Source organism: Methanosarcina sp. UBA289, from assembly GCA_002496565.1.
GTDB lineage: Archaea > Halobacteriota > Methanosarcinia > Methanosarcinales > Methanosarcinaceae > Methanosarcina.
This window is the reverse complement of the sequence record DAKJ01000027.1, coordinates 1-25,642: the sequence shown is the minus strand read 5'-3', so window position 1 is coordinate 25,642 and position 25,642 is coordinate 1. Positions and strand designations below refer to the sequence as shown.

21 protein-coding genes are annotated in these 25,642 nt (G+C 39.5%); 11 read left to right on the top strand and 10 right to left on the bottom strand.

What is annotated here, in order from left to right:
* Positions 1 to 1,109: 1,109 nt before the first annotated feature.
* Complete coding sequence (locus BP549_RS14720; RefSeq protein WP_292376124.1) at positions 1,110 to 1,298, bottom strand: hypothetical protein; 189 nt, start codon at positions 1,296 to 1,298, stop codon at positions 1,110 to 1,112.
* A 452-nt stretch (positions 1,299 to 1,750) separates the two neighbouring features.
* Positions 1,751 to 4,420, bottom strand: a complete 2,670-nt coding sequence (locus BP549_RS14715; RefSeq protein WP_292381890.1) for a HEAT repeat domain-containing protein — start codon at positions 4,418 to 4,420, stop codon at positions 1,751 to 1,753.
* A 563-nt stretch (positions 4,421 to 4,983) separates the two neighbouring features.
* On the opposite strand from BP549_RS14715, the gene BP549_RS14710 reads away from it, so the two are divergent.
* The 4 genes from BP549_RS14710 to BP549_RS14695 all read left to right on the top strand — a co-directional run bounded on the left by BP549_RS14710 (position 4,984) and on the right by BP549_RS14695 (position 8,977).
* A complete protein-coding gene (locus tag BP549_RS14710; RefSeq protein ID WP_292381888.1) occupies positions 4,984 to 6,384 on the top strand; it encodes a hypothetical protein in 1,401 nt (466 codons plus the stop codon).
* Between the two features lie 686 nt (positions 6,385 to 7,070).
* The gene (locus BP549_RS14705; RefSeq protein ID WP_292381885.1) at positions 7,071 to 7,763 is read left to right on the top strand and encodes a diphthine--ammonia ligase; all 693 of its coding nucleotides are present in this window, start codon (positions 7,071 to 7,073) and stop codon (positions 7,761 to 7,763) included.
* Positions 7,764 to 7,962: 199 nt separating this feature from the next.
* On the top strand, positions 7,963 to 8,292 hold the full coding sequence (locus BP549_RS14700; protein ID WP_292381881.1) for a double zinc ribbon domain-containing protein: 330 nt from the start codon (positions 7,963 to 7,965) through the stop codon (positions 8,290 to 8,292).
* A 4-nt stretch (positions 8,293 to 8,296) separates the two neighbouring features.
* Positions 8,297 to 8,977, top strand: a complete 681-nt coding sequence (locus BP549_RS14695) for a zinc ribbon domain-containing protein (protein WP_292381879.1) — start codon at positions 8,297 to 8,299, stop codon at positions 8,975 to 8,977.
* Positions 8,978 to 9,296: 319 nt separating this feature from the next.
* Here BP549_RS14695 and BP549_RS14690 read toward each other — a convergent pair whose 3' ends face one another.
* The 3 genes from BP549_RS14690 to BP549_RS14680 all read right to left on the bottom strand — a co-directional run bounded on the left by BP549_RS14690 (position 9,297) and on the right by BP549_RS14680 (position 12,176).
* Positions 9,297 to 10,754, bottom strand: a complete 1,458-nt coding sequence (locus tag BP549_RS14690; RefSeq protein ID WP_292381876.1) for a beta-propeller fold lactonase family protein — start codon at positions 10,752 to 10,754, stop codon at positions 9,297 to 9,299.
* Between the two features lie 328 nt (positions 10,755 to 11,082).
* On the bottom strand, positions 11,083 to 11,862 hold the full coding sequence (locus BP549_RS14685; protein ID WP_292381874.1) for a C39 family peptidase: 780 nt from the start codon (positions 11,860 to 11,862) through the stop codon (positions 11,083 to 11,085).
* A gap of 32 nt (positions 11,863 to 11,894) precedes the next feature.
* Positions 11,895 to 12,176 carry a hypothetical protein gene (locus BP549_RS14680; protein WP_292381872.1) on the bottom strand — a complete coding sequence of 94 codons (282 nt, stop codon included), beginning with the start codon at positions 12,174 to 12,176 and terminating at the stop codon, positions 11,895 to 11,897.
* A gap of 770 nt (positions 12,177 to 12,946) precedes the next feature.
* Here BP549_RS14680 and BP549_RS14675 point away from each other — a divergent pair.
* A complete protein-coding gene (locus BP549_RS14675) occupies positions 12,947 to 13,243 on the top strand; it encodes a universal stress protein (protein WP_292381869.1) in 297 nt (98 codons plus the stop codon).
* Positions 13,244 to 13,449: 206 nt separating this feature from the next.
* Here BP549_RS14675 and BP549_RS14670 read toward each other — a convergent pair whose 3' ends face one another.
* Together BP549_RS14670 and hdrA2 are read right to left on the bottom strand one after the other, a co-directional pair.
* Positions 13,450 to 14,721, bottom strand: coding sequence for a 4Fe-4S binding protein (locus BP549_RS14670; RefSeq protein ID WP_394339087.1), 1,272 nt, complete (start codon positions 14,719 to 14,721; stop codon positions 13,450 to 13,452).
* Positions 14,722 to 14,906: 185 nt separating this feature from the next.
* Positions 14,907 to 17,288, bottom strand: a complete 2,382-nt coding sequence (hdrA2, locus tag BP549_RS14665; protein WP_292381867.1) for a CoB-CoM heterodisulfide reductase HdrA2 — start codon at positions 17,286 to 17,288, stop codon at positions 14,907 to 14,909.
* Positions 17,289 to 18,623: 1,335 nt separating this feature from the next.
* Between hdrA2 and BP549_RS14660 the strand changes: the two genes are divergently transcribed.
* The 6 genes from BP549_RS14660 to BP549_RS14635 all read left to right on the top strand — a co-directional run bounded on the left by BP549_RS14660 (position 18,624) and on the right by BP549_RS14635 (position 22,466).
* On the top strand, positions 18,624 to 18,905 hold the full coding sequence (locus tag BP549_RS14660) for a ferredoxin-thioredoxin reductase catalytic domain-containing protein (protein ID WP_292376100.1): 282 nt from the start codon (positions 18,624 to 18,626) through the stop codon (positions 18,903 to 18,905).
* A gap of 382 nt (positions 18,906 to 19,287) precedes the next feature.
* Positions 19,288 to 19,752 carry a (Fe-S)-binding protein gene (locus BP549_RS14655; protein WP_292376098.1) on the top strand — a complete coding sequence of 155 codons (465 nt, stop codon included), beginning with the start codon at positions 19,288 to 19,290 and terminating at the stop codon, positions 19,750 to 19,752.
* Between the two features lie 10 nt (positions 19,753 to 19,762).
* Positions 19,763 to 21,007 (top strand): formylmethanofuran dehydrogenase subunit B, encoded by a 1,245-nt coding sequence (locus BP549_RS14650; protein WP_292381865.1) that lies wholly within the window; start codon positions 19,763 to 19,765, stop codon positions 21,005 to 21,007.
* Positions 21,007 to 21,405, top strand: a complete 399-nt coding sequence (locus tag BP549_RS14645) for a molybdopterin dinucleotide binding domain-containing protein (protein ID WP_292381863.1) — start codon at positions 21,007 to 21,009, stop codon at positions 21,403 to 21,405. Before BP549_RS14650 ends, BP549_RS14645 begins: the two co-directional genes overlap by 1 nt.
* A 207-nt stretch (positions 21,406 to 21,612) precedes the next feature.
* Complete coding sequence (locus tag BP549_RS14640) at positions 21,613 to 21,900, top strand: hypothetical protein (protein ID WP_292381861.1); 288 nt, start codon at positions 21,613 to 21,615, stop codon at positions 21,898 to 21,900.
* Between the two features lie 83 nt (positions 21,901 to 21,983).
* Positions 21,984 to 22,466, top strand: coding sequence for a methyltransferase family protein (locus tag BP549_RS14635; RefSeq protein WP_292381858.1), 483 nt, complete (start codon positions 21,984 to 21,986; stop codon positions 22,464 to 22,466).
* Between the two features lie 100 nt (positions 22,467 to 22,566).
* Here the strand turns inward: BP549_RS14635 and BP549_RS14630 are convergent, their stop codons facing one another.
* The 3 genes from BP549_RS14630 to BP549_RS14620 all read right to left on the bottom strand — a co-directional run.
* Entirely contained in the window at positions 22,567 to 23,226 is a 660-nt protein-coding gene (locus tag BP549_RS14630) for a class I SAM-dependent methyltransferase (RefSeq protein ID WP_292381856.1), read from the bottom strand.
* A gap of 74 nt (positions 23,227 to 23,300) precedes the next feature.
* The gene (locus tag BP549_RS14625) at positions 23,301 to 24,701 is read right to left on the bottom strand and encodes a NosD domain-containing protein (protein WP_292376089.1); all 1,401 of its coding nucleotides are present in this window, start codon (positions 24,699 to 24,701) and stop codon (positions 23,301 to 23,303) included.
* A 557-nt stretch (positions 24,702 to 25,258) separates the two neighbouring features.
* Positions 25,259 to 25,642: PGF-pre-PGF domain-containing protein (locus BP549_RS14620; RefSeq protein WP_292381853.1), on the bottom strand; the 384-nt coding region annotated here is incomplete at its 5' end.

The following is a 25,642-nucleotide window of genomic DNA, read 5'->3' as shown; positions in this document are numbered from 1 at the left end:
AAGATTAACTGTTAAAAATATTATATACTATAACTGCATATTATAAACTGCGTTCTCATCCTTTTAACACCCCACTAGCAAAGAGCACCTACTCCAGAAAATTACTCCACAGTAAAGGGGTAAAAAGAGAAACTCGCAAAGTATGAGTCAAGTACCTCAATACCTCTTCCCCAACTACAACAAAGTGAGTCTCTTGAATACCGTTCGGAACTCCCAGGTTTTTTCGGATGAGAACGTTACCTTATTTTAAAAAAGTTTTCAGAACCCGAGTCCCGTCTCGGAAGGACGGTGCCTTTTTCGCTCACGTCTTTCGCTCGAGAGGGCTGAATTATGGGCAAGAAAAACTATATTTTTCAAATCATTCAAGACGGCTGATTAAAAAAGTTTGATCACAAGCCTTTTCAAAAAAGGCTTGAGCGAAAACCCCTGGCAACGTTAGGGTTTAATAAGAACCTTATCCTCAAACCCTATCGGCGTGATCACAAGCCTTTTCAAAAAAGGCTTGAGCGAAAAACCTTGCTAAATTGAAAACCTCGAACAACGGCATGATCAACCGGCTCAACGGTTGTGGCTCAACGGTTGCGCTTTAAAATTAGACTATCTATTACGGATACTCGAATAATTCAGTTTTTTTGAATGAGTTGACTTTTTCTTTGTTACTGCACCGCGGAATTAGATGTAATATTTACTTCCAGATGTAATATTTATTTCCGGTTGCAGCTGGTAATGTATCTTAATGCTATAAGGTTAAACCAATAAAGAAAAATTAGATCTTTGTAGTAACAAAATAGAGTTTAAATAATATTATATGTTAAAAATATTATATAGAGTGGGAGCATAGTATAACTTGCGTTCTCATCTAAAGACCACATAGCAAGACCTATTCCACAAGAAATACTTCAACGCCTACTCCGAAAAATCTACTCTAAATGTGAAGAGATAAGAAGCTCGCAACCCGTGAGTCCAGTACCAACCTCTTCCTGAACAAGACCTAATAAGTGCCGTTCGGAACTTCCAGAATTCCTAAGGTGGGAACGCATCTTTTTCTAAAGAATTAAATTAAAACTATCAGTAGTTAAGTAAAAAGATAGTAAAAATGAAAAATAGATTCATAATGCGATAGTCTCGTTCTCTATTTTCCGCTTGAAAATAGCAGTTACTCTGCCTTCTTCATCAATATCGTTCCTTATTAGAACCAGTTCCCATCCCTCATTTCCTACTCTTTCAAGTTCAACCATCATCTGCGCCAAATTTAAACCGTCAAGCTTACGAGAATCGTACTCCCATAGATGTAGCATTTAATACCCCTCCAGTAACGATAAAGATAATTTTTTTAATGTTTATATTGGAATAAAACTATAAATAACCTGAACAGAAGGAAAAAAACAATCCGGTATTTGCCTCTGCTTCAGGCATAACTATCTCTTCTTTTTTCAAGTTTATTTACTGGATTTTCCTGTTTTTTTCGGGTATTATTCCTTATAATCTTAGAGTTAACTAACTGAACCTCAGAATCGGGTAATTCTTAAATCAAAAATCGAAAAAGCACATGTCTCTTCTACCTAAGCCTGCGTATTCTCTCGCGTACAATAAAATCGAGTACTAACTCGAGATCTGGATGCGTGGGCCTTCGCCTGAGTTTTCCGCTGTATCCTGACTTTGGAATCAAATGGGAGCATAGTAAGACTATACCTTTCCTCATGGGACTCCAACCACCCTTTTTGCACAATTCTCAACTTATCATTTCAGGTCAGAGATTTTTACGGTCTTTTTTTAAAGATTCCTTCTTTTTCTCTACCCGTTCAAGAAGTGCTTTTCCAAGGTTTGAATAGTCTTTTTTCACAGCCTTTTCTTTTTTTGCGGTTTTTTGGGTAAATATTGATTCTTCTTCTTTGTTCTCAAAAAGGCTTGAAAACTGATCAAAAGCAAGAACAGATGCCTCTAGCAGCTTTTTTTGTTCGGACAGGTTTCCGGGGGAAAGCTTTCCTGCGCGTGTGAGAAGCTCTGCAAACTGTTCAAAGATTTCGAGAAACCTCTGGTTTTCAGCCTGCTCCCTGACTTCATCAGCCATTTTTGAGAGGTATCGTTCACTTTCAAGTTTCGCTATGCCTGGTCTGTCGCTGAAAAGAATGAATAACAAGGCCTGATAAAAAGGATAATAGAATTCTGGAATATGAAAGCCAACAGAGGCTTCGGATGCTTCTTTAAAGTAATTGACAGCTTCTTTTAGCCCAAAAATATAAGTAGCTTCGTTTTCTGCCCTTAACGCCCTCCAGAGAGAAGCTCTTCCAAGCGAGCGGAAAGCATATCTTCTGACATAAACGTAAGGATTGTCAGTAAGTGCCTGAAGGTCTCTCCAGGCCTGGGTTTTATCCGGCACATGGAAAAAAGCAGATCCAAGAGCCCTCGTTGCCGCCCTTTGTACAAAACTATCGCTATGATCTGAAAGCTTTAAAAGATCTTTCCAGGCTTTTTCTTTATCGGGAATCTCTTTATAGCCTGAAGATAGGGCAAGAACCGCTCCTTTCCGGACTTCCCGGTCTTCTATTGATGCGAGCCTTAAGAGCTCGTTCCAGGCTTCCTGCTTATCTTCACAATAGGCAAAAGCAGCAGCAAGAAGTTCTGCGGCTCTCTTCCGGAGTTGGGCATCCTGGCTTTCAGTAAGCCTAACAAGGTCGAAAAAAACTTCAGATTTTTCCTCAACCACTGGAAAAACCTCAGAAAGCAGGTCTGCAGCATCCCTTCTGGTGCCTGTGTCCTCATCCCCACTCAGGTTAAGGAGTTCGTTCCATATATCATGTGTTTTGCCAGTATATCGGGAATAGGCAGCAAGTAGGGCTTCTATTGCCCCTTTTCTCCTCTGGGGGTCAGGATCCGAAATCAAGCTAATAAGCTTATTTACAACCTCTTCTTTGTCAGAAAGACCAGAGCCTGACCTGGAAAACAAGTCTACCATATCTTTTTTTCGTATGTATGTCCTGCTCTCTACTTCATGCCCTGAATAATCAGATGCAGACTTTTTAAAGAGGTCCGAAGCAGGCTTTTTATAATCTTTTTCTTTAACCTGGAGATTACCAATTTTTTTTTCTCCTAAGTTACAACTTTCTTCAGATATGTCATCTATTCCAGATCCGCATTTTTCCCACAATTCATCTTGCTCTCTGGAGTTAGATTTTCCCATCTTTTCCCATTCACTTTCACTTACCACAGGTTTATTAGTTAATTCGGGATAAGCAGAAGCAAGCGTGTCCACAACCTTTCGGAGCGCAGGACTATTCTTCGTTTCGGCCAGGTGTAGAAGCTCTGAATATGCTTCTCTCTTGTAGAAAATGTATGGAAAAATCTTCGTAAGAATGTTAACTGCTGTGCTCTGCACACCTTCGTCCTCATCCCCTGAAAGTTCGGTGAGTTCATTCCAGAGTGCAGTTTTGTTATCTAGGCCTGGAAATAAGGATACAAGTGCATTAGAGGCCGCATCCCTTACATAGTCATCTCTGGCTCTTGTTAGGCTCAGGAAATCAGCCCAGACCTTTTTCTTATCCAGCATCTCAGGAAAGATAAAAACCAGGGCATCAATAGCTTGCTTTCTAATATACTCATTCTCGTCTTCTGTAAGCCTGAATATGTCATCCCAGGCCTTTTTTTTATCCGGGATATGAGAAAAAACCGGAGGCAGAGCCAGAAGAGTTTCCTTCTGAACCTCAGGGTTTCCTGATACTGCAAGTTCCAGCAGAGTCTCAAGAGTTTCATCTTTCATTTCGTCTGGCATCTGTGTATAAATAATTCCAAGTGTCCGTGTAGCCTGCTCTCTAACCTTTTCATCCGTAGATTCGCTAGCCAGTCTCAGTACTTCGTTCCAGGCTTCTTCTTTTTTCTCATCCGGCAGTTCCGGAAAAATCAGGCTTAAAAGCAAAGCCGACTTTTCTCGCACATAAGAAAATTCCGAAGCTCCCATCTCAAGTAAATCTTTCCATATCTGTGCCTTATCAGGGACTTCCTTTATTAGATAATAAAGCGAGCTGACAATTTCCCTGTTTACATCTTCCATGCTTGATCTGGAATTTATTAGCCCGGCAAGGTCTTTCCATGCTTTATTTTTGTCTGGCATGAGGGAAAAAACGCTGATCAGAGCATTTGCTGCAGCTATCATTACTGATTCTACCGGATAAGCTGTCAGATTAACAAACTTATCCCATACTAGCTCCCTATCCGGCACATTAGGAAAAACCGTTACAATGGAATTGATAGCTTCTTCCCTGACTGCATCATCTTCATCAGAACAAAGCCTTAAAAGATCTTCAAAAGCCTGTCTCCTATCTGGAAGAGCCTCAAAAAAAGCTCCAAGCTGCTTTGCAGCCCTTATTCTCTCATCCGAGTTCTGACTGAAAGTCTTATTGTGTATCTCTGGCTGCTCACTCAAGAGTTCCCACCAACTTTGCTCTAATGCTATCCTATTTACAATATCCCAATCTGGCAGGTTTCCTCATATAAGTATTGATTCTGGATTTTAGATGGCAGTGAAAAAAATCAAACATAAGACTGAGAATTAAATGCAGGCTTTCAGAGAATAAATTGCAGCGTTATTAGCTAATACTAATTGAAAAGCCAGAAAAACCAGCCTCTGGAAAAGGGTTGTATAAGGCAAACTGTGAGAATATAACTTTTTTGCGGATATTGGGATACATACTTATAGGGTTTTCAGAAAAGTCCACAATTGAAGGTCTATCGCATTGTATTTATTGCATTATATGTATTTATTGCATTATATTATTGTTTACTTTTGCTATTATGGATTAATAATGTCGGTCTGAAATTGTTAGAGTGTAGGCTTATAATTATTGAATTATAGGACTTATGTAATAGATTATATAGTCCGATGAGGATCTTAAGCCTGCCTTTGTCAGCTTATTGGCGACTGAAATAGAAAAGAGACTGGAAAAGAAAATAAAAATAGAATGTTGTGTTAAAGAGAAGGCTGAAATAATGCGGCAACAGGACGTAATAAATAAACAGTTGGCACAAAAAATAACAGATTTTCTCGAACCTGTTATCCCCTATCTGGCCATCGGGTCTAAAAGAGCGGCTGAAGAAGCCTGCAAACAAGTGGGGTCTGAGATCTGGGAGATTAAAAGGAGACTATGGAGAAAAATATGTTCGGCAGAGTGTGTCAAATTAAAAGAAGCCGCAGGAGATCTTATTATTGCGCCCTATGATATGGATGTAAGGCAAGTTTTGATTCAGGAGATTTTAGAATTGCTTGAAAGGAACCCTGATTTGGCTAAAGAAATTTCATCTTTTATGGAACATAAAGAAGTACAGAAGCTAATGACCGAGGACAGTTCGGCCAGAATTATAAAACAGGACTTAGAACAAGGCTCAAAACAAACTTTGAATGATAAAGTCAGAGTATTTGAAGAATTGAACAGTCTGCTTGAAGCCTTCGTAGCAAGAAAGGGTATTTCTATAGCTCTGGATCAATTCAAAATGTCGGATATCGAAAAACCTGTTCAAGGTCTGGGAATTTCAGGCGAAAACAGTGCAAGTGCCTTACGAATTAAGCAAATTGCAGAAATTAAACAAATAGCAAAGACTGATTTTGCAAGAGCTGAAGCTGCAAAAAAGAATATTATAAACATTAACTTTCCCAAAACCGATATTGAACTCAAAAATGAAACTCAAAAAACCCAGTCACTTTTATTGCTGATTTCTCGTCTTGAGAAGCCGGAAAAAAAAGAGATTATAGAAGAAACCCTTGATTTTGCTTCCCGGATTCAATATGGCGATTTAAGGTCGCAGGCCCTTTCCCTGGCTGTTCTGTACCTGGAAGAGCCAAAAAAAGCCGAATCTATAGAGAAAGCCCTTGAAGCTACCTCCCATATTCAGGATGAAAATGAAAGAGCCCTTGTTATTTCCTCACTTCTTCCTCATCTGAGGGGATCAGGTAAAGAAGAGCTTATTGAAAATATCTTTTGCGCTTCACATCATCTTAAATATGGAGACGTAAAATTCCAAATACTTTCCTCGCTTGTCCCGCATCTTTACGGGTTAAAAAACGAAGCCATTATTGAAAGAGCCCTTGAACTGATAGAGGTGATTTTCTCTGACTATCAAAAGGTACAGGCTCTCTCATTTCTTATTCCATATTTAAATGAGCAAAGAAAAGAAGAAATTCTTGAACAAGCTCTTCAATTGGCTTTCGGCCTTAAAGATAAGGACATGAGGCCCGAAGCTCTTTCGTATGTTCTTCCTCACCTGGAAGAATCTAGAAAAGAAGATATTCTTAAAAAAGCCCTTAATATGGCATCCGGGATTAAATCCGAATTCCAAAAGGCTGAGGCTCTATCCTCACTTACTCCATATCTTGATGAGCTGGAAAATGAGTAATTATGGTTTGTATAACTCTTCTTTAAACAAGCTACAAGAGGCTGAATGCAGGCAGATATTATAAATAAATAAATAAATAAATAAATAAATAAATAAATAAATAAACAAAAAAATAAACAAAAAATATATTAATTGAGCCTAATGGCTGATAATTTTTGTTTACTCATTTTTAAATATATTTTTATTTTTAACGATTTCTAAATAAACTTCAGTTTAAAAGTTTTTTACTTGAAATTACATGAATTTTCTAACTAACATATAAAATAAAGCGATAAAACAAATAATAAGGAATAAATGCATCATTACTCCAAGCATTACTTCAGAACTTATATCGTGGTCTTTTAAATATGGAACATTTTGTTTGATACCGGATAGGAAATTCCCAAGAAAGTCTGCCATAAGTATACAATAATTTTTTTCCCATATATAGAATTATAGGTCATGTCCTCAAGTTGTTAAACAGGTCCCTGAAGATTAGATAATTCCTTCAAACTTCATATGATCAGTTATTATTTCCTCTATTTCTGAAGTTCTTTGGAATCATTTTTTGTTTCCAGATTCGATTTTTAGTTTTTAAGGATCTATATGGGAAGAGACCCGTTCTCAGGGAGATTTTAAAGAATATTCGGGCAGAGAGCCGGTGAAAAACAAAAGCTTTTTTTTCAAATTGTGCATGTGTTTAGGAGATGAGCACCAATTCCATTCCAGCTAAGAACGATAAAGGCAAAGTGGTTGTTTCATGGACTGGGGGAAAAGACAGTTGCCTTGCATGTTACGGGGCAATCTCTGAAGGTTTTGAGGTTTCTCACCTCCTGAACTTCAGCGAAATCCAGAGGCACTGCTCCCATGATATTAGTCCTGACCTGCTTTATGCACAGGCTGAAGCTCTTGGAATTCCCCTTATCCAGAAGGACTTTACTTCATATGAACAGGAATTCAAAAAAGTTGTCCGTGATTTAAGGAATAACGGGGGAAAAATAGACGGGGCGGTTTTCGGGCATATCAAGACTCACAAGAACCTTGTAGATAGGATATGCGAAGACCTGGGCCTCGAGCTAATAATGCCGCTCTGGCAGAGGAATTCCGAGCAGATTCTAAATGGCCTCATAGATTTGGGGTTAGAAGTAATCCTGCTCAGCGTTAAAGCCGATTTGTTAGGGAAAGAGTGGCTGGGTCGAAAGATCGATGAAAATTTCATACGAGACCTAAAAAAGCACAATCCCTCAATAGACCCCTGCGGTGAAAACGGGGAGTTCCATACATTTGTTACCGACTGCCCGCTGTTCAAATACAAAATAAAATTCATGGAGAGTAAAATAGTCTTGAGGGGAGGCTACTGGTTCCTGGAGATATCAAAGTTCAAAGCAGAGCGAAAATAAACCGATATATTCAACTGAATACTCGATTTTACTATAAACATTTAGAATTTCTTCCTCAAAGGTATACTAATCATTATTATTGATATTATGAATTTCGTAGATCAATTTCGAAAATTTCAAAAACTACAATACAATAATTATTGATAGTATATTTTTTGGGCATCTTAAAGGCAAATCAAAAGTTTAGAAGGGAAAAAAGATGGCTAGTTATAAACATCCGTGTAAATACTGCGGTAAATTGATAGCGCGCGATTCTAATTTCTGTCCGTTCTGTACACAGGAGAACTCTCTTGGGCCTATGAGATGCCCTGTATGTAGATACCCTCTTGAGGACGGGGCAAAAGTATGCGGGCACTGCGGTATTTTGCTGTGGATCACATGTAATAGTTGCGAAAAAGAAACATTCCTCGGGGATAAGTGCAGCAATTGCAGTGCTCCGATTGTAATTGTCTGCCCTAATCCGAAATGTCGGACCATGCAGTCCCCTGCAAGCAAGAATTGTATCAAATGCGGTAAACCGTTGAGGTAATAATATGGGATTCAAGGCGTCAGAACTTCAGCCTTTTACAAGGAACTATGAAGACAACAGTTCAGAATCAGGTTTTCAGTTTACTTTTTACTGTGACATCTGTCAGGACGGCTACAAAACAAGATTCATCGAATCCAGGACATACCGGAAGACAGGTCTATTTGGTATGGTTGGAAGAGCTCTCTCTGCAGGCTCTGATCTTGTAGGCCAGTACGGTGTTGGAAGTGCACTGGAAAGAGGTGTGGATATACTCAATGACCGAAAGCAGGGAATGTCTCCTGAATGGCGCAAGGAATGGGAAAATGCCTTTGAAACAGCCCAGAACGAGGCAAAAGAACACTTCTGCAGATGTCCAAGATGCAAACACTATGTCTGTGAAGCCGACTGGAATGAGCAGGATAATCTCTGTGTAGAATGTGCACCAAGGGAAAATGTTGAGCTGACTGCAATAAGAGCAGAACGCATGGTAGATGAGATGAGGGATAAAGCTGAAAATGCGAATGTATTTAAAGGCAATATAGAGAGAAGGCAAACTTTATGTCCGGAATGCGGCAAACCCTCAGGTGAAGGAAAATTCTGCAATAACTGCGGAGCATCCCTTGCCCTCACAAAATGTCCGAATTGTGGTAACAAAGTATCCATTGGTACCAGGTTCTGCGGAGAATGTGGTACAAGGTTAAATTAATTTCTCTGATTAAACAATCACAGGTCATACACTTTTAACTGGTTGATATTTCATCTTAGAGTACCTTGGGCTAACTCTGCATCAATTCTCTAAACTTAAGCATGAGCAGGAAACTTACGCATGAGCAGAAAATTATAGTGTACACAAAGTGAAAAATGATGATATGCAGAGCCCAAGTTTGTGAAATTTCTGGAGAGATATCAACCTATTATTGATAAATATATTGAGTTTCGATACAGCAAGATTTTTACTTCATGTGACAGAGACCTACATGTAATGCATCATTAATTGCCAGCAATCTGGTTATCCAAACCCTATATTACTCCTTCCTAAGGTTCCATCCTCCATAAAGACAGATCAAGCTCCCTAATAATCTGAATCCTGGAGTGGAGTTATTTTTGCTCGGTTTATTTTCATTTGAGCTACTACTATTATTAGATTTGGAATTATTGTTGTTTGGATTATTGTAACTATTATTGTTTGAATTATTGAGTTCGACAGCATTTTCTTCAGATGATAAATTAATTCCTTCAACTTCTATATCTTCAGTTGTATTGGAGATTGCCCCCGTGCTTTGATCAGCCATATTAGAATCTGTAAAAGGCACAATTACAACTCCAGTAGGATAGATTCCTGCATTCACCGTAGCCGTAACAGTATTTGTGGCTGTGTCAATCACTGAGACATTGTCGCTGTCAGCGTTTGCCACATATACCTTTTTTCCGTCAGGTGTAAATGCAATTCCCATGGGCCATTCTCCTACAGGCACTCTGGCTGTGACGGTATTTGTTTTTGTATTAATTACAGTGACACTATTATTGTATAAGTTTCCTAAATATACCTTACTTCCATCTGGACTGACTACAATTTCACGAGAAGAAGTTCCTACAGGCACGGTGGCTATTACAGTATCCGTGGCTGTATCAATTACAGAGACAGTGTAGTTGTTAGCTACATATATTTTATTTCCATCAGAAGTAACTGCAACACGATGAGGCGAGTCTCCTACAGGCACGGTCGCTGTAACATTATCAGTGGCTGTGTCAATCACAGACACAGTGCTGCTGTTATAGTTAGGTACGTATACCTTTTTTCCGTCCGGTGTGACTACAACTTCATAAGGACTGTCTCCTACAGATACATTGGCTGTAACTTTGTTTGTAGTCGCATCAATTACGTAAATAGTGTTGTTTCGACTGTTTGCAGCATAGATTTTTTTTCCATCCGGTGTAAATGCAATATCATAAGTACTCGGCCCCACAATAATCGGTGCCATTAAGGTATTTGTCGCTGGGTTGATTACAGAGATATCGGTGTTGTCTCGCTGCTTCGTCACATAAACTCTTGTTCCTGCAGGGTTAAATGTAATTCCCGAAGGATAACTACTTCTGATATTCACTTTGGTATTGACCGTGTTTGCGGCTGTGTCAATTACATAAACAATGCAGACGTCGTCTATAGTTGCGGACGCTACATATACCTTTGTTCCTGCAGGGTTGACTGCAACTCCTATAGGCCACCCATCGCCGAGAGGCACTTTGGCTGTAATATTGTTAGTTGCTGTGTCAATTACAGCGACACTAGGAGTCGGGATAGCACCATTATAATTCGTATCGTAATAATAACCTCTCAGATTATAATCTCCCAGATTTGTTACATATGCAAATGGAGCCGAACCTGCTACACCAGCCAATACTAAAATCGTAAGTGAAGTTATTCCCAAAACTCTTATGAGAGTATGCTCTCGATGTATTTTATCACATGTTATTTCTTCCATTTAAAACCCCAACTTATGGACTCATTTAAAAGCAACAACATCAGCGACTCTCTCCTGGATTTTGTTTATACAGCACCCTATAAATAAGGAGGTTTCGATAAACCCCAATCTTTGGCTGGTTGTTATATAGGTTCATAGGCAACCGTTGAAAATCAGAAGTTTATCGAACTATTCTTAGGAATTTTTACCTTACATATACACGTTTCATTTCTGAACTGCCGTATGTGCGTTCAAGTAATCCTTGATTACCATACGTCGAAATACTGAGCTCTGGGTCATTAAGGCGTAAATATGTATACCCCTCTCGAACTATGTATCCTCTACAAAGTCAAAAATGATTTGGAATTATACTGGAAAATGGCCTACTGTTTTCAATTTCTGATATAGCGACACTATTAGAAAAGCTAGTAGCTATAGTTCCCGTTTTCCCCCATCGATATGTAGCCCATTTTACAATATCATCAGGTGAGAGCCCAGATGAATATGGAGGAGAATCAGGATTCCAACTCCACAGTCCATCACCCATATAGATTGTTTCCTGTGTAGGGATGGGAGTCGGTTTATTATAATATTTACAAACCATTCGGATACATGCTGGACCACAAAAAACACTTCTTTCTTGTCCAATACCGTTAATATCAAGTATTTTACCTGTAAATGAACCTAGAACTATTGCATCACTACTGAGTTTTTTAATATTTTCTTCAGTAACTGCAGCATTAATATTAACTCCTTTATTAGTTGCTGCTTGTTCTATAGATTTGGCAAGTTCATCACTTTTTTGCCATTCTTTTAAATTGTTTTCCTTTCCAGACTTCAAAATCTGGTCATACATTGACCAAACTCCAGGTTCTGTCTCAGTCGCAGGTTTATCTGGTATCACCTCAAGGGTATATACATCTACAAATATCCGATATTCATCCCCTGTTGTTTTGTCCTTTACTACGGTCATCGCTCCTATAGCAGGATAATCGTATACAACCAACTGGGTTGACTCAATTTTCCCATTTGGATATTCATTTTTGGCGATTTCGATTGATTTTTTCATGGCTTCAGCAGCATCAAAAGGCTTTGAATCAAGTTCGACGAGTTGTACTGAATGCCCCATCTTTTTATCTGCACCGATGTCGATTCTACCAATTAGGCTAGTATTTTATATACAGAAAATTGATAGTACAATTTTTGACCGCTTGGATCATAAAGCTCCAATGGTTTAGGATTAATAGATACTTCCACCCAGTTTTCAAATCCTGGTGTGCTGGTTGCGATAAAGTATATCATGTGAGCATTTGCGTGATCAAGGGCCTCCTCTGCAGTTACAGAATAATTATCTTCTTTCTGTGCACTCACAGCTGGTATGAACACCATACTAACCAGCATTGCCAAAAGAAGTATTTCTATTGTAATTTTATTACGATTCATATTTATCCTCCTTATACCCTAGGAGGCAGAATCAGGCAAGCTTAAATATGGGCAAAGCTAACATAATCACTGCCTCTTAGGGCATACTTTACGGAGTTCGGGTTACCTGGAAAGTACTTTTGAACTCCATAAATTATTTCTAGTATGTTATATATAAACCCCAAACTTTTTCACCAGATCATTAAACTATCCCTTTTTCATGCTTTTTTTTGAATCATTAATTATTTCAGAATCATTGATAGTTGGATGATTTGGCCACAAGTAATTTATTTGAGTATATGCCCCAACTCATATTCAAAAATATATATAAAAGACAACTTATGAAGCTCTAAATCTATTAAATTAGATATTTAATCAGATCATGTTAAATTTAGGCCAATTTATTCTCTAATTGTAATATGTGGGTGAATAAGTGCGCCTGTTAAATGTGTCCTCCTTTGATTTACAGGCTCCAAGTTGAGAAATCATCTCATACAGTTAAGTTCACCTTTCTTTTCTTTATATACCTGTAAACTATTTTATGAATTATAGATTTAGTTTAAAAATAAACATCTATTTTTTTCATTATCAGCAAAAGTGTCAGAACTTCATCATTAAAAGCAGTTGAGACTTCTAAACTTCAGAGACTTTCTCATTGGAACTGTCACATCAAAAAGTACTTGGCATTCTCACTTTCTGAAATCTGATGGCGTTATTCGATGGCGTTATATTTCTTGCAAGTGAATGAATAAATGGAGATTCTGTATAAGAAAAGTTACTTTTAAGAAAAAATGATTGCGACTGACGGCTCGGTCTGCTCAAGGGTTGCTACCAATAAGAAGATAGAACTTGCCAGACTGAGCGGAGGGACGGTTTACTCAGTTTATGTGATATTTACGGAGTATTTTTCTTCGATAGCTGTGGATTTTAACCGGGAGAGAATGCATGAGACCTTGAGAAAAGATGGATACAAGGCCCTAAAAATTGTAAAAGGAATCGGAGAGCTGGAAAACGTCAAAGTGAAATCTATCCTGCTTGAAGGCCAGTCTGTCGCTGAGCTGATCCGGTACTCCGAAGAAGAAAAATGAATAATTATTGTTATGAGTAGTCTTGGCAGAACCGGAATTAGTCGGCTACTTTTAGGCAGCGTTGCCTGATACGTTGTCCGACATTCAGAGGTTCCGATAATGGTTGTAAAAAAGTATGAATCCTGAAGCTGAGCTCATTAAAATTATTGCTTGCAACCTCCGGATTTTGCGTTTCCTATGACTTTTTGCTTCCGGATTTTGCCCCCTCAACCTTCGATTTTCTTCTTCACGGCTGCGGCTGCATTTTTCGGAGAGTCGGTTTCCCAGAGTTTCCTGACTTTTGCACTCCTGAGGGCTGGCATTAAGGCCTCAAGCTTTGCCTGCACGGCTGCAAGCATTTCTTCGTCAATTCCAGGGGGCTCTATGCCCATAAACTTCTGGGCTTTAAGGGTTTCGGTTTCCCTATGTACTGCACGATCTACTCCTTTCCTTACTCCTGTCTTCAGGGACTCGATTGCGTCTCTCCACTGGGCAGCCCAGGGGGTATCAGGAATTTCAGTGTGGTGAATATCAGTCCTTTCCACTTTGATAGCTGCAAGGTGGCAAGCTTTAACACAGGCTCCGCAATAGGTACAGAAATCCTCTGCAAAAGCAATTTTTCGCGGGTCTTCAGGGTCTGTAGGCACATACCAGAGTTCGGAGGGGCAGACATTAAAACAGCCGCGACAGCCCTGAGGATCGCATTCCTTCAGGTTCGTTTCAATAAGGCTCAGTTCTCCTTCCATGGGTTTTTGCAGATCTACGGCTTCATACGGACAGACCGTTTTGCAGCGGGCACATTGAGTACACTTCAGCTCGTCTACCTTAACTTTTCCTTCAACCTTTGGAGCCTCGCAGGGGCGTTCTCCTTTTACCTTGATTGCTTCTTCAGGGCAAATATCCTGGCAGAGCACACAATAATCGCATTTATCCTCATCAACAAGGATCTGCTCGAAAGGTACGGGATTATCAGGTGTGGGCTCACGTTCCAGCAGGATAAAAGCATCACAGAACCGGGCGCAGATTCCACAGAAATTGCATTTCTCCGTATTAATTTCGATCTCGCCTTCTGCCCCTTCCTTTAAAGGTGCGATCTCTTCTTTTTTCGGGAAGGTGAACTCGACCTCAATTGCATCCTGAGGGCAGGCTCCCTCACAGAGCGCGCAGGGGAGGCATTTCTCATTGATCTTAACAAAGGTATCGTACTTCGGGTACTGTTTCTCGTCAGGAACTTCTCCTATAGCCTCAAAGGTGATGGCATGCACAGGGCAGAGATTTGAGCACATTCTGCAGAAGGTACACTTTTCAAGATCCATCATAACCGCAGGCGCGTCAAGCCCGGTTGCAATTTCATGAAGAGGTCCCATTTCAAGCGCTTTTGTGGGGCAGATTTCTGCACAGATTCCACAGCCATTACAGCGCTTGTAATCATAATCCAGAGTCTTGATGGATTTTTCGGTTGCCTGGGTATAGAGAAAATGGGAACCCTGAAGATCCATGCTGGTAGTAACAGTGATCTTTTCCTGGGTTTCATCCTCAGCAGGCTCGGGGGTTTGAGCTTCGAGATCCTCGACTTCGAACTCATCGGCTTCGAACTCTTCTACTGTAGCCTCTGCAAGTTCATTTTCTCTGGCCTCGCAGCAGCCTCTGCAGACGTGAGCTTCCTGTTCGGTGTACTCGTCACTCACTGTGCCACCTCCTCAAGTTCGGTTTCAGTTTCATCAAGCCTGAGTTCGGTTCCTATGGGCCCGATTTCTTCAAGCTCCTTTACAAACTCGGTAATCGTATTTGAGAAACGTTCTCCTTCGGCAGCCGAGATCCATAGAGTTCTCAGCCGTCTGGGGTCGAGCCCAATTTCCGTTATAACTTCCTTTAAGACGTCCATCCTCTGTTTTGCATCGAAATTTCCGTGGATGTAATGGCACTCGTCCATTCTGCAGCCTGCAACAAGCACTCCATCGGCTCCGCCTTTTAAGGCTTCAAGCACGAATTCCGGGTTCACCCTTGCCGAGCACATTGTACGGATAACCCTGATATTTGTCGGATAACGCAGTCTCGACATTCCGGTCAGGTCTGCACAGGCGTAACTGCACCAGTTGCAGAGGAAAGCCACAATGAAAGGACTCTGGGATCTATGCGCAGTTGCAGCCCGGACCTGGGCAAGAATTTGTTCATTTTCGAAGTTCCGCATCTGGATCGCCCCTGCAGGGCAGGCCGCACTGCAGTCTCCACAACCGTAACATGAAACCTCATCGACCACAGCTTTTTTATTCTCAATCTTAATTTTCCCGAATTTGCAGACCTCAAGGCAGGTCCTGCAACCTATACATTTTTCAGGATCAACATGAGCTCCCATAGGATCAGCTTCAAGTTCTCCTGTTCCGAGGAGTTGCATAACCTTGGATGCACATGCACTCCCCTGGGCAATCGAAACCTGGATCTCTTTGGGCCCTGAGGCGCAACCTGCAAGGAATACTCCACTAACAGGAGCATCTACTGGGCGCATTTTCGGGTGGGCGCTTGCAAAGAACCTGTCTGGCCGCCTGGCAAGGTTTAACATCCTGCCTATGCCTTCTGCCGCTTTGCTGGGCTCATAGCCTGTTGAAAGTACAACAAGATCACAGGCCTCTTCTTCAACCCGGGATTCCAGAGTATTTTCATAGCGCAGTACAGGCCTGCCGTCTTCGCCTGCGTAAATTTCGGCAACTTTTCCCCGGATGAAATCCACGCCCATAGCCTGCGTCCTTGTATAGTATTCCTCATACATCTCCCCTGCAGCACGGATGTCGATGTAATGGATTGTAATCTCAGTATCAGGATAGCGTTCCTTAACCATCTGGGAATTCTTGAGTGCGGCCATGCAGCAAACCCTTGAGCAGTACTCATTGCCTACGGTTTTATCCCTTGACCCGACACACTGGATAAAGGCCACGCTTTTTGGGGGTATGCCTGTGGAAGGCACAAGGACTCTTCCGCCTGTAGGACCTGCAGAGTTAAGCATGCGCTCAAGCTGCATATTTGTTATAACATCAGGGTATTTCCCAAATCCGTACTCCTTTTTCCTGGACGCATCAAATAGCTGGTAACCTGTTGAAACAATGACTGCTCCGGCTTCGAACTCAATTTCTTCAGGTTTTTGCTCATAATCTACGGCATCGGCAGGACAGGCCTGTAAACACAGTCCGCAGCCTACACAGTGGTCAGGGTCTATGAGCACTACTTGCGGAACGGACTGGGGAATTGGCATATATATAGCTCTTGTCTTCCCGACTCCGTAATTCATGGGATTTTCGATCTCTACAGGACAGACCGCAGCACAGAGATCGACACAGCCTTTGCATTTGTCTTCAAGTATGAATCTGGGTTTGCGTTTGACTTTTACATGGAATTTGCCGACAGATCCGGAAATGTCGGTAACTTCGGAGTAGGTGTAAAGGGTAATATTAGGATGGTTCTGAACTTCAGTCATTTTAGGGGCAAGAACACAGATGGAACAGTCATTTGTAGGAAAGACCTCGTTCATTAGGGCCATTTTGCCACCTATCGTGGATTCCTTTTCTACCATTGTGACTGGAAAACCGGCTTCGGCAAGGTTTAGAGCTGCTTCGATTCCGGCTACTCCTCCTCCTATGATAAGGACATTTCTGCTTGCTCTGGAACTCGTTGCACTCAATTCTTTGAGGAATTTTGCCTTTGCAACTCCCATTCTTATAAGATCAAAGGCCTTTTGGGTTGCCATCTGAGGATCGTCGGCATGTACCCAGGAACACTGCTCCCTTATATTTACCATTTCCATGAGGTAAGGGTTCAATCCGGCTTTTTCCATTACATGCCTGAAGGTCTTTTCGTGCAGCCTTGGGGAGCAGGCAGCTACTACGACCCTGTCGATTTTGTTTTCTTTTATATCCTTGATGATGCCTTCCTGTCCGGAATCGGAACATAGAAACTGTACTTCCCGGGCGAGCACCACATCTTCCAGTTCAGCTGCCATTTCCTGCAGAGCTAGTACGTCTATTACTCCAGCAATATTCAGCCCGCAGTGGCAAATATAGACTCCGATTCGCATGATTGGTGACTCCGTATACATGTGTTTAATGTTGAATGTTAACGATTATGTCACGACGTAGTTTAATTATATAAGTTGAAAGTTGTAATTTCTGGACTATATATGAAAGATATATCCAGAATTTTGCCATACAGAAAAGTCAGTTTCGGTACAGCTAATCAATAAAGACTTTTTAAACTGAGAGTGACTTTATGATTTTCAAGTTCATGAACCTTTTACTTTCACATGGCCCTGTTCCTTTTTATCTTTATTAAGTACTAACCAGTTTATTAAGTACTAATAAGTTTATTAAGTACTAATGGGTTTATCAATCGCTAATAAGTTCATTACTAACTGATGATTCATCGCTCACTAATGAATTTGTTACTACCGGTCAAGTAATTACTTCTCAATTAATTTGTCACTTAATCGGAATTATATCCTTAGCTTCAAATCAGTTATTTTTGCATATCCCTATACTTTTTCTTGTGAACTGAATAAAAGTATATGTGTTTTGTACAAAACCAAAACCTTTATTTCATAAGGCTTCTCTAAATTTATTATAATTTATTAAATTTTTTAGAAATCAGACATTTTTATTATTCTCCGAATATCCGTTTTCATTTATTTTTATTAGTTGTTTCTAATTAGGTAATTTATGACAGTCTATTTATATAACAGAGTTTAACAGTTTGTTTGCGACAGAATTCAACAGTTTATTTATATAACAAACCTTATATTTATTGATATATTAACTTTCTTATTCGTTAACTAACTAACCAGGATTTAACCTTATAAGTTAAATTTAAACTGTTAACTCAGTTTGACTTATGCTCAATGCGCACTTTAACTGATAGCTGGGAGATTATGCACAAAACCTTAACATTATTAGTTCTACCTTATTACCGGAGTATTACCAATTAATTTATAGTTTGAGAACTTAATTCGTAATCGAGAACCTAGTTTCAAACGGAAAATTCAAGAAAATAATAACAAATAATAACAGAAAATTAGTTATATGGGCACTAGTGAAATGAAATTGATTACATCAGCGTGAGTAAGATAAAGTGGTTATACTGCGTAAACTCGTTAATTCCTGCAGGACAAGGTATTTCTATAAATAACTTGAACAAAATTAGAGGTTATATAACGTATAATGAGTTGATGCTAAGCTGATGCTAAATACTCAGTTCCCTTAAGTATTTCATACAACTAAAAAGTACCTGGTGTACTTATTAGTATATTTTACTAATACTCCCATTTTACAAAGGGTTCATGTAGATTCACATATGATTCACACGTTCTTCTCATCATTATTCAGGATTGTTTCAATTTAAAGTTTAAGGAGTTATTTGTATGGCAGATCATAATGAATTAAAGGAAAAAATGTATGAATGGACTCAGAAATATGCAGACAAAGCAGGTTATAGGCTTAATCCGGATAAGGAAGCTCTTGACTATGTACTTGATGGACTTACAGTTAAGCTTGAGAAATTCGGAAGGCGTTACTGCCCCTGCAGAATAGTTACAGGAGATGAAAAGGAAGATAGAAAGATCGTATGTCCCTGCATCTACCATAAAGAAGAAGTTGAAAGGGACGGAAACTGTCACTGCGAACTTTTCTTCAAAGCGAATTAAATTGAGTTCATTCATTCTATTTGCCTTCAAAGAGGCTTTTTACAGATTTGTTTCCGGAGATTTTCCTGAGATCAAGGATATCCATTTGTGAGATCTTCTGATTTAAAAGACCCGGAAACAAAAACCTGCATACCTAAGGGAATCTAAATCTTAAGACCTGACTTAATCCATAGGGTTTGCCAGGCATTCTCTGATGCAACTTAAAAGTAACACCGAAAACAAAAAAGCGAGAGTTTAAGGAAGATTACTTATATATATTTAATTAAAGGTTATTTGACATAAGTTTTCATTGATACTCTTAATTTTACTTTTTAATCATTTTTGGCCTGTATACTCTTTGATGAAAACTGATATAATAAATATGACTCAAGGGTGACCTGTAATGACAAATGCAATGGAACTCTATCAGATGCTTCCAAAGACTAACTGCAAAAAATGTGGAAAAACTTCCTGTATGGCGTTTGCAGTAGCTCTCATGGCCCGCGAGCTCACACCTGAGGACTGCCCACCCCTTAAGGAAGAATCAAAGTATAAAGAAAACTATGAAAAGATAAGTGAAATCTTCAAACCTTCCGAAGGCGCAACCGAAACAGGGCTTATAGTACATGAAGAACTATGTTTTGGCTGTGGAAACTGTGTGGTTGCCTGTCCTCCTAATGTAGCAAATGATCCCTATGGAGTAGGCTCGGGAAATGCCCCAAAGAATGTTAATAAGCTGGTCCTTACCATAGAAGACGGCGTTGTAAAGGCCCAAAACTTAGAGGAATGCCGACGCTTTGGAAAAAACAAAATTCTCTGTAATGGCTGTATAGTGACTTGCCCTGTAGAGGCAATAGAGTTTGTGTGAGGAAGCGGATATGGAGAAAAACTATTATGTATGCACAGGCTGTGGACTCCTTTGTGACGATATTGAGGTTGAATCCGAAAAGGACAAAGTAAATAAAGTTTATACAGCCTGCAGGATAGGGGTAGCCCACATGAAGGAAACCAGGGGTGAAGCAAAATTCCTGGTTGATAATAAGCCTGTAGATGAGGCAACTGCAATCAATGAGGCTGCATCGATCCTTAAAAACGCCAGAAATCCTTTGATCTTCGGACTTGGGACTTCCACGAATGAAACTCAAAAAATAGCAATTGAGCTTGCAAAAAAAATCAATGCTACTCTTGATGATCCTTCCTCATTCTGCCTGGGCCCTCTAGCTGAGGCTCTAATTCAGGATAAGCTTAAGACCTGCACTCTTGACGATGTAAGGAATAAAGCTGATGTTATTATATATTGGGGAACAGACCCATCGGACTCCCATCCTCGCCAGCTTTCGAAGCATTCCTACTTCCCCAGAGGAAGCGAAAAGCAGAGGGGCTGGGAAGAAGAAAGGACAGCTATTGCAATCGATGTCCGGAAGTCTCATACTGCAAAGATCTGCGGGAACTATTTCTTCCAGATTCCTCCAAAAGGAGATACGGAATTTATCGATGCCCTAATTGCAGGGCTTTCGGGAAAGCTTCCCAAAACTTCCTATAATTACCCCCCTAAGAAAATCCTTGAACTGGCAAATATCCTTAAAGGGGCAAAGTTCGGAGTGATTTTTGTAGGGCGCGGGCTCATTTACTCGCTTGAAAACCTTGAACCTCTTTTCAAGCTAATGAAAATCCTGAATGAGAAAGCAAATTTCCACCTCATACCCATGATAGGAAATTATAACACAATGGGCTTTAACGAGAACCTCTTTGCAGAAACAGGATATGTAAACAGCGTAAAGTTCGAAAACGGGACTGTAAAGCATGGGCCCGAATACTCAATCGTTGAATCTCTTAAAGCAAAAACTGTAGATGCAGCCATTATAATAGGTTCTGATCCGCTTTCAATCCTTCCCAGATCTATTGCAAAGAACATGCTGGAGATTCCTGTTATCTCTCTGGACCATTGTGAAACCCTGACTTCAAAGCATGCAAAGGTCTACGTCAATACCGCAATAAGCGGAGTAGAGTCAGGGGGAACTGCCATACGCATGGACGGGGTAAAAGTAAATTTTGAGCCTGTTATTGAGACAAATAACCCGTCTGATGAAGTAATTCTCAAAAAAATCATGGAGGCCCTCTGATGGATTTCGGATCTTTTCTTGCAGCTCCCGAAATAAAAGTCAAAGTCATAACTTACAGGGATATCTTTCAGGATAAGGCTATGCTCGAAAACCGTTTTGGGGAAGAATACAGGAACCTATCTGCTGTCATAAAACTTGACCCCGCAGATCTCAAACAGTTGAGCGTGAAAAAAGGCGAGACAGTCATTTTAAAAAATTCCTTTGGAAGAGTTGTGGTAAAAGCTGAGGAATCCGGATACGAAACTCCTCACAAAGGTATCGCATATATGCCCAAAAGCCCCTGGTCCAATATGCTGGTTTCGGATGAAACTGGAGGTACAGGAGTGCCTAAATTCAAAGATATATCCGTAACCGTTACCAGTGCAAAAGGAGAAAATGTGACTGAACTCAATTTTTAATTTCTTTTTTCGCGATAAGGGGATAACTAATTTCCTTAAAAACCCCTTATAATTCCTTTAAAATTACCTCAAAACCCATAAAAATTACCTTAAAATATTACCTCAAAAATTTTCCTAAAAAATTTCCTTAAAAATTTTCCTTAAAAATGGCAAAGTTGTTTTATTTTCCTTTTTTGTGGCTAGTTTAATTGCAAACTGGATGAGAACATGGATAGTAAACTCCTTAAATTTACAAAAGTCTTCAAAAATGGGATTACTTTTTATCGCTTTGAAGGCTTTGAAAACGTGGACTCAAGATGGGAACTGCCCTGTGAGTACCTTTCAGGTTCTCACTTTGCAGCCTGGAATGGCGTTCTTCTGTATTCTAATGGAAATAGCATAAAAACTCTCTGTCCAGGAAACTTGATTTCCTTGAGTGAGTATCAGGAACTGACGAAAATTGTTCAAGTAGGAAAACAAAGGCTAAGAGAAATAAAACATAAAATGGATACTTAAAGATTTAAAAATTAAAACATGATTAAGGTCTCAATTAAAGTAAGACATTGTAAACTCTACTGTCTAACTGGAATTGATCTGGAATGAAAGATACAAAAGAGGAAAGAATAATTATGGCTATTCAATGGGGATTATGGTATTTGTTTCCCCTCAGTGCTTTTGTAGAACAGACCAGATATACTTTTTTAAGACCAATCGGGTATTTATTATTAACATTTGCCTTTACTTTATTCATTATGGCTAATAAAGTGCATGGTTCTGTCAATAAATTAAAATTGAGTGCTTACCCCATGCCTAATAGCTCTGCCAAACTGGTAACAAGTGGAGTTTATGCATATATTCGCCATCCTATATACAGCAGTTTTATTCAGATGTCCTTTGGAATTGCATTCCTGATAGGAACTTCAGGAAGCATAGGAGTAGCAGTTATATCCTTAGTTTTTTACTATTTCAAGTCCAGATACGAAGAAAAACTGCTTATTCTAAAGTATCCAGATTATAATCCATATAAAGAAAGAACCGGAAGATTTATGCCTGAAATATTTAAGCTTTATAAGCATATATAAGCATCATTAGCTGTCGAAAAGTATTCTCTTGAATGTAAAAAATTCATTTGAGTTTAATCTAGGCAATATTTAACAGAAATATAGTACAAGAAATTGATTCTCAATCTCCATGTTCTTGAACAGGTTTTCTGGCAGAAAGCACTACAAAACTTCCTTTTCCATGCCCTTTTTCCGGAATCTCGATTTCCTTTATTTCCCCAGGCGGTTTAAAGAGAGTCTGATAGATCTCAAGCCTTTCGAACCCAAGTTTTTCCAGATCTGAAGATACCTCGGCTGTCGAAAGAAAATGCGCTTTCGAAAAAAACCCGCCTTTTTTATTCCCTGATTCGAGATAGCGGCCCTGAAGTCTATCCCTATCAAGGATTCCGGCTAGTATTTGTCCGCCTGGCTTTAAGATTCTCAGGGTCTCCCTGAGTGCCTGGTTCGGATTTTCAAAAAAAGCAAGTGCAGTAACGATCAAAACAAGATCAAATTTCTCTTTTTTAAAAGGGAGCAACTCTGCAACTCCAAGCACGACTTCCAGTCTGCGTTGCTTTGCGAGCATTGCCATAGCCCGTGCCGGTTCAAGCCCTAGCCCGACTCCGAGAACCGAGGCGAACCTGCCTGTACCAGCTCCGATTTCAAGGGCTTTCAGTTTCTCTAGATTTTCGGGCAGAAAAGCTCTCAGGGAAAGGAGTTCGGACTCATATGCAAGTTTATATCTCTCATACCAGGCATCATATTCCTTTACAAGCCTGTCAAAGCTCTTCCATGAGCCCATTATACCCCACTCTCGTTTTTATTCGTATTCTTCCTTAATCTTTAATTTTTTATCCTTTTTCTTTTCAGAGATTTTCATCTTTTTCTATACCTGTAAACAGCAAGCAAACCGAAAATTCCATAAATCAATTTAAATCCAGGTAAGCTCGTGACTACACTTTGCTTTTCATTTTCTTCCATAACATTTACTATGAACGATTTTGAAGCAGTCCCGTTTTCATTACCTACAGTGAGATTCACGGTATAGGTTCCAGGCGCTGTAAAGGTATGGACAGGGTTTTCATCCGCCGAATCGGGATTTCCGTCGCTTTCAAAATCCCAGTTTTCCTCGCTTTCATTTTCCGAAAGGTCAGTAAACTGGACCGAAAGTGGAGGACGACCGCTGCTAACATTAGCACTAAAATTTGCAACCGGAAGAACCGGTTCCTGAATATTGGCAGCTACCAGAGGCCCACGATCAACGTAGTCACTGTTTTCAAGTTTGTAAACTTTGTCAGCAATGCCGTCTCCATCTGCATCAGGCGTAATCTCCGAGTGTCCCAGTCCATCAGGCTTTGCCCAGTAGTTTCCTGCAAGGTAGGGTCCACCTACAATGTTCGTACCCGGGGTTTTTTCGATATTATATATATTGCCGGTTCCGTTATTAGGTATAGCGTTGACAGTATTATTGAAGTAATTATTAAGAACACTGTTTTCGTCACTTTTAGGACAGACAAAAAGCCCATAAACCTCATTTGAAGTAATATTATTGTCTGAGATCTTATTGTTATCTGAATTACCTAGGTGTATGCCTCTGCCATTATTGAAAGCTTTATTTTCTGACAGGGTATTGCCTACTCCAGTTGAAAGCAGTATTCCATAATCCTTGTTTTCCGAAAGCGTATTATTTGAGAAAACGTTTCCCTCAGAATTCGGAGCAAAGATCCCATACCTGTTTTTTGAAGCCCTATTCTCGGAGATTGTGTTATAGTTGGATTGCTGAATGTCGATTCCTTTATCGCCTTTTCCAATGAGGTTTCCAAGAATTGTGTTGTAATCCGAGGTATTCAGATATACTCCGATAGTATTATTTATCAATCGATTATTCTCAACAGTGCAGTTCTTACACTTATACATATAGACCCCCGCATGGTCTTTATTTGCCTCCATTATTTTAAATCCGCTAATCGTGACTTTATTAGACTCTATATTGAATACATCTAAAGCTGGGTCTTTAGCCATTATTATTGTATTTGCAGGATTTCCAGACTCTGATTTTATTATCAGATTATGTATTGTTACGTTGATGTTTTCGGTATAGGTACCTGGCTTTACGATTATTACATCACCTGAAACTGCGTTGTTCACAGCAGCCTGTATGGACTCACCTGACTGGACGAAAATCTCATCCGCCGTTCCGATACCAGAGCTTAATACCAGGATAAGAAAAACTAACAATAAAGTGATTAATCTGGTTATTTCAATTCCTCCGTCCACTCAAGGAAAGCAATGAAATATAATTATTAAATTATTATTTAATTGCTTTATATGATTATATAAATTAAGGATAAGTTGCCATGTAAATTCTTTTTAATCTAAAGTAGATCCTTCTACTATATCGTAAAAAGATGCCTTACTCGATCCTTGTATAAAAAACATGCAGGAATCCACATTCATTTATGCATAAAGTTCGCTTTATCTCTATGGAATACTTATCCTAATTGCCAGAGTAGCGGGAATAATGTATAGAACAATATAAATATGCTGGTTTTAGTCGACAAATTAAAATAAAAATACGATGTTGGCAAATGCCTAAATCCGATGATATTATATCGTGACTAAGATAATTTGGAGAAAAATGGTCAAATTTATATACACATGCGAAATTTTATAAATTTGGGGAAAATAAGCTTGTTGAATCTAATGAATCTAATGAATCTAATTATACTTGTTGTATCAAATTAGCCTGCTGAAAATAGGATGGGATGAAGGTACTAAATCCCCATCCTTTCTTGAAATAATTTATTGAGTTTTTTTATTTTTCAATTATGTGTTTATCTTCTTTTATGGAGGAATACCGTAATAAGACAAACTATTGCATAAAATGTTTCAAATCCTGGTATACTTGTGATTTTATTCTTTCCTGTCTCCTGCTTGGTTTTCTGTTCAGACCCATTTTCTAATACAGTGCTATTCTTCTGAGGTTTCGAAGTGTCGGTTGAAGGCTTTGTTTCAGACACCTTTTCTTTCTCTGTGGCTTTTCCTGTTATTGCAAAGAACGAGAAACCTGGTGTTTCTGCCGTGAAGTACAGATATTTATTATCTTCTTTTATGCATTTCACTGGTAGTTGTGACCATTTCTTGTCTTCATATCTGTTGAGCGTAACTGAATTTTGGTCTATTTTCTTGTCCTGGATCCAGGACTTTTCAACTTTGAA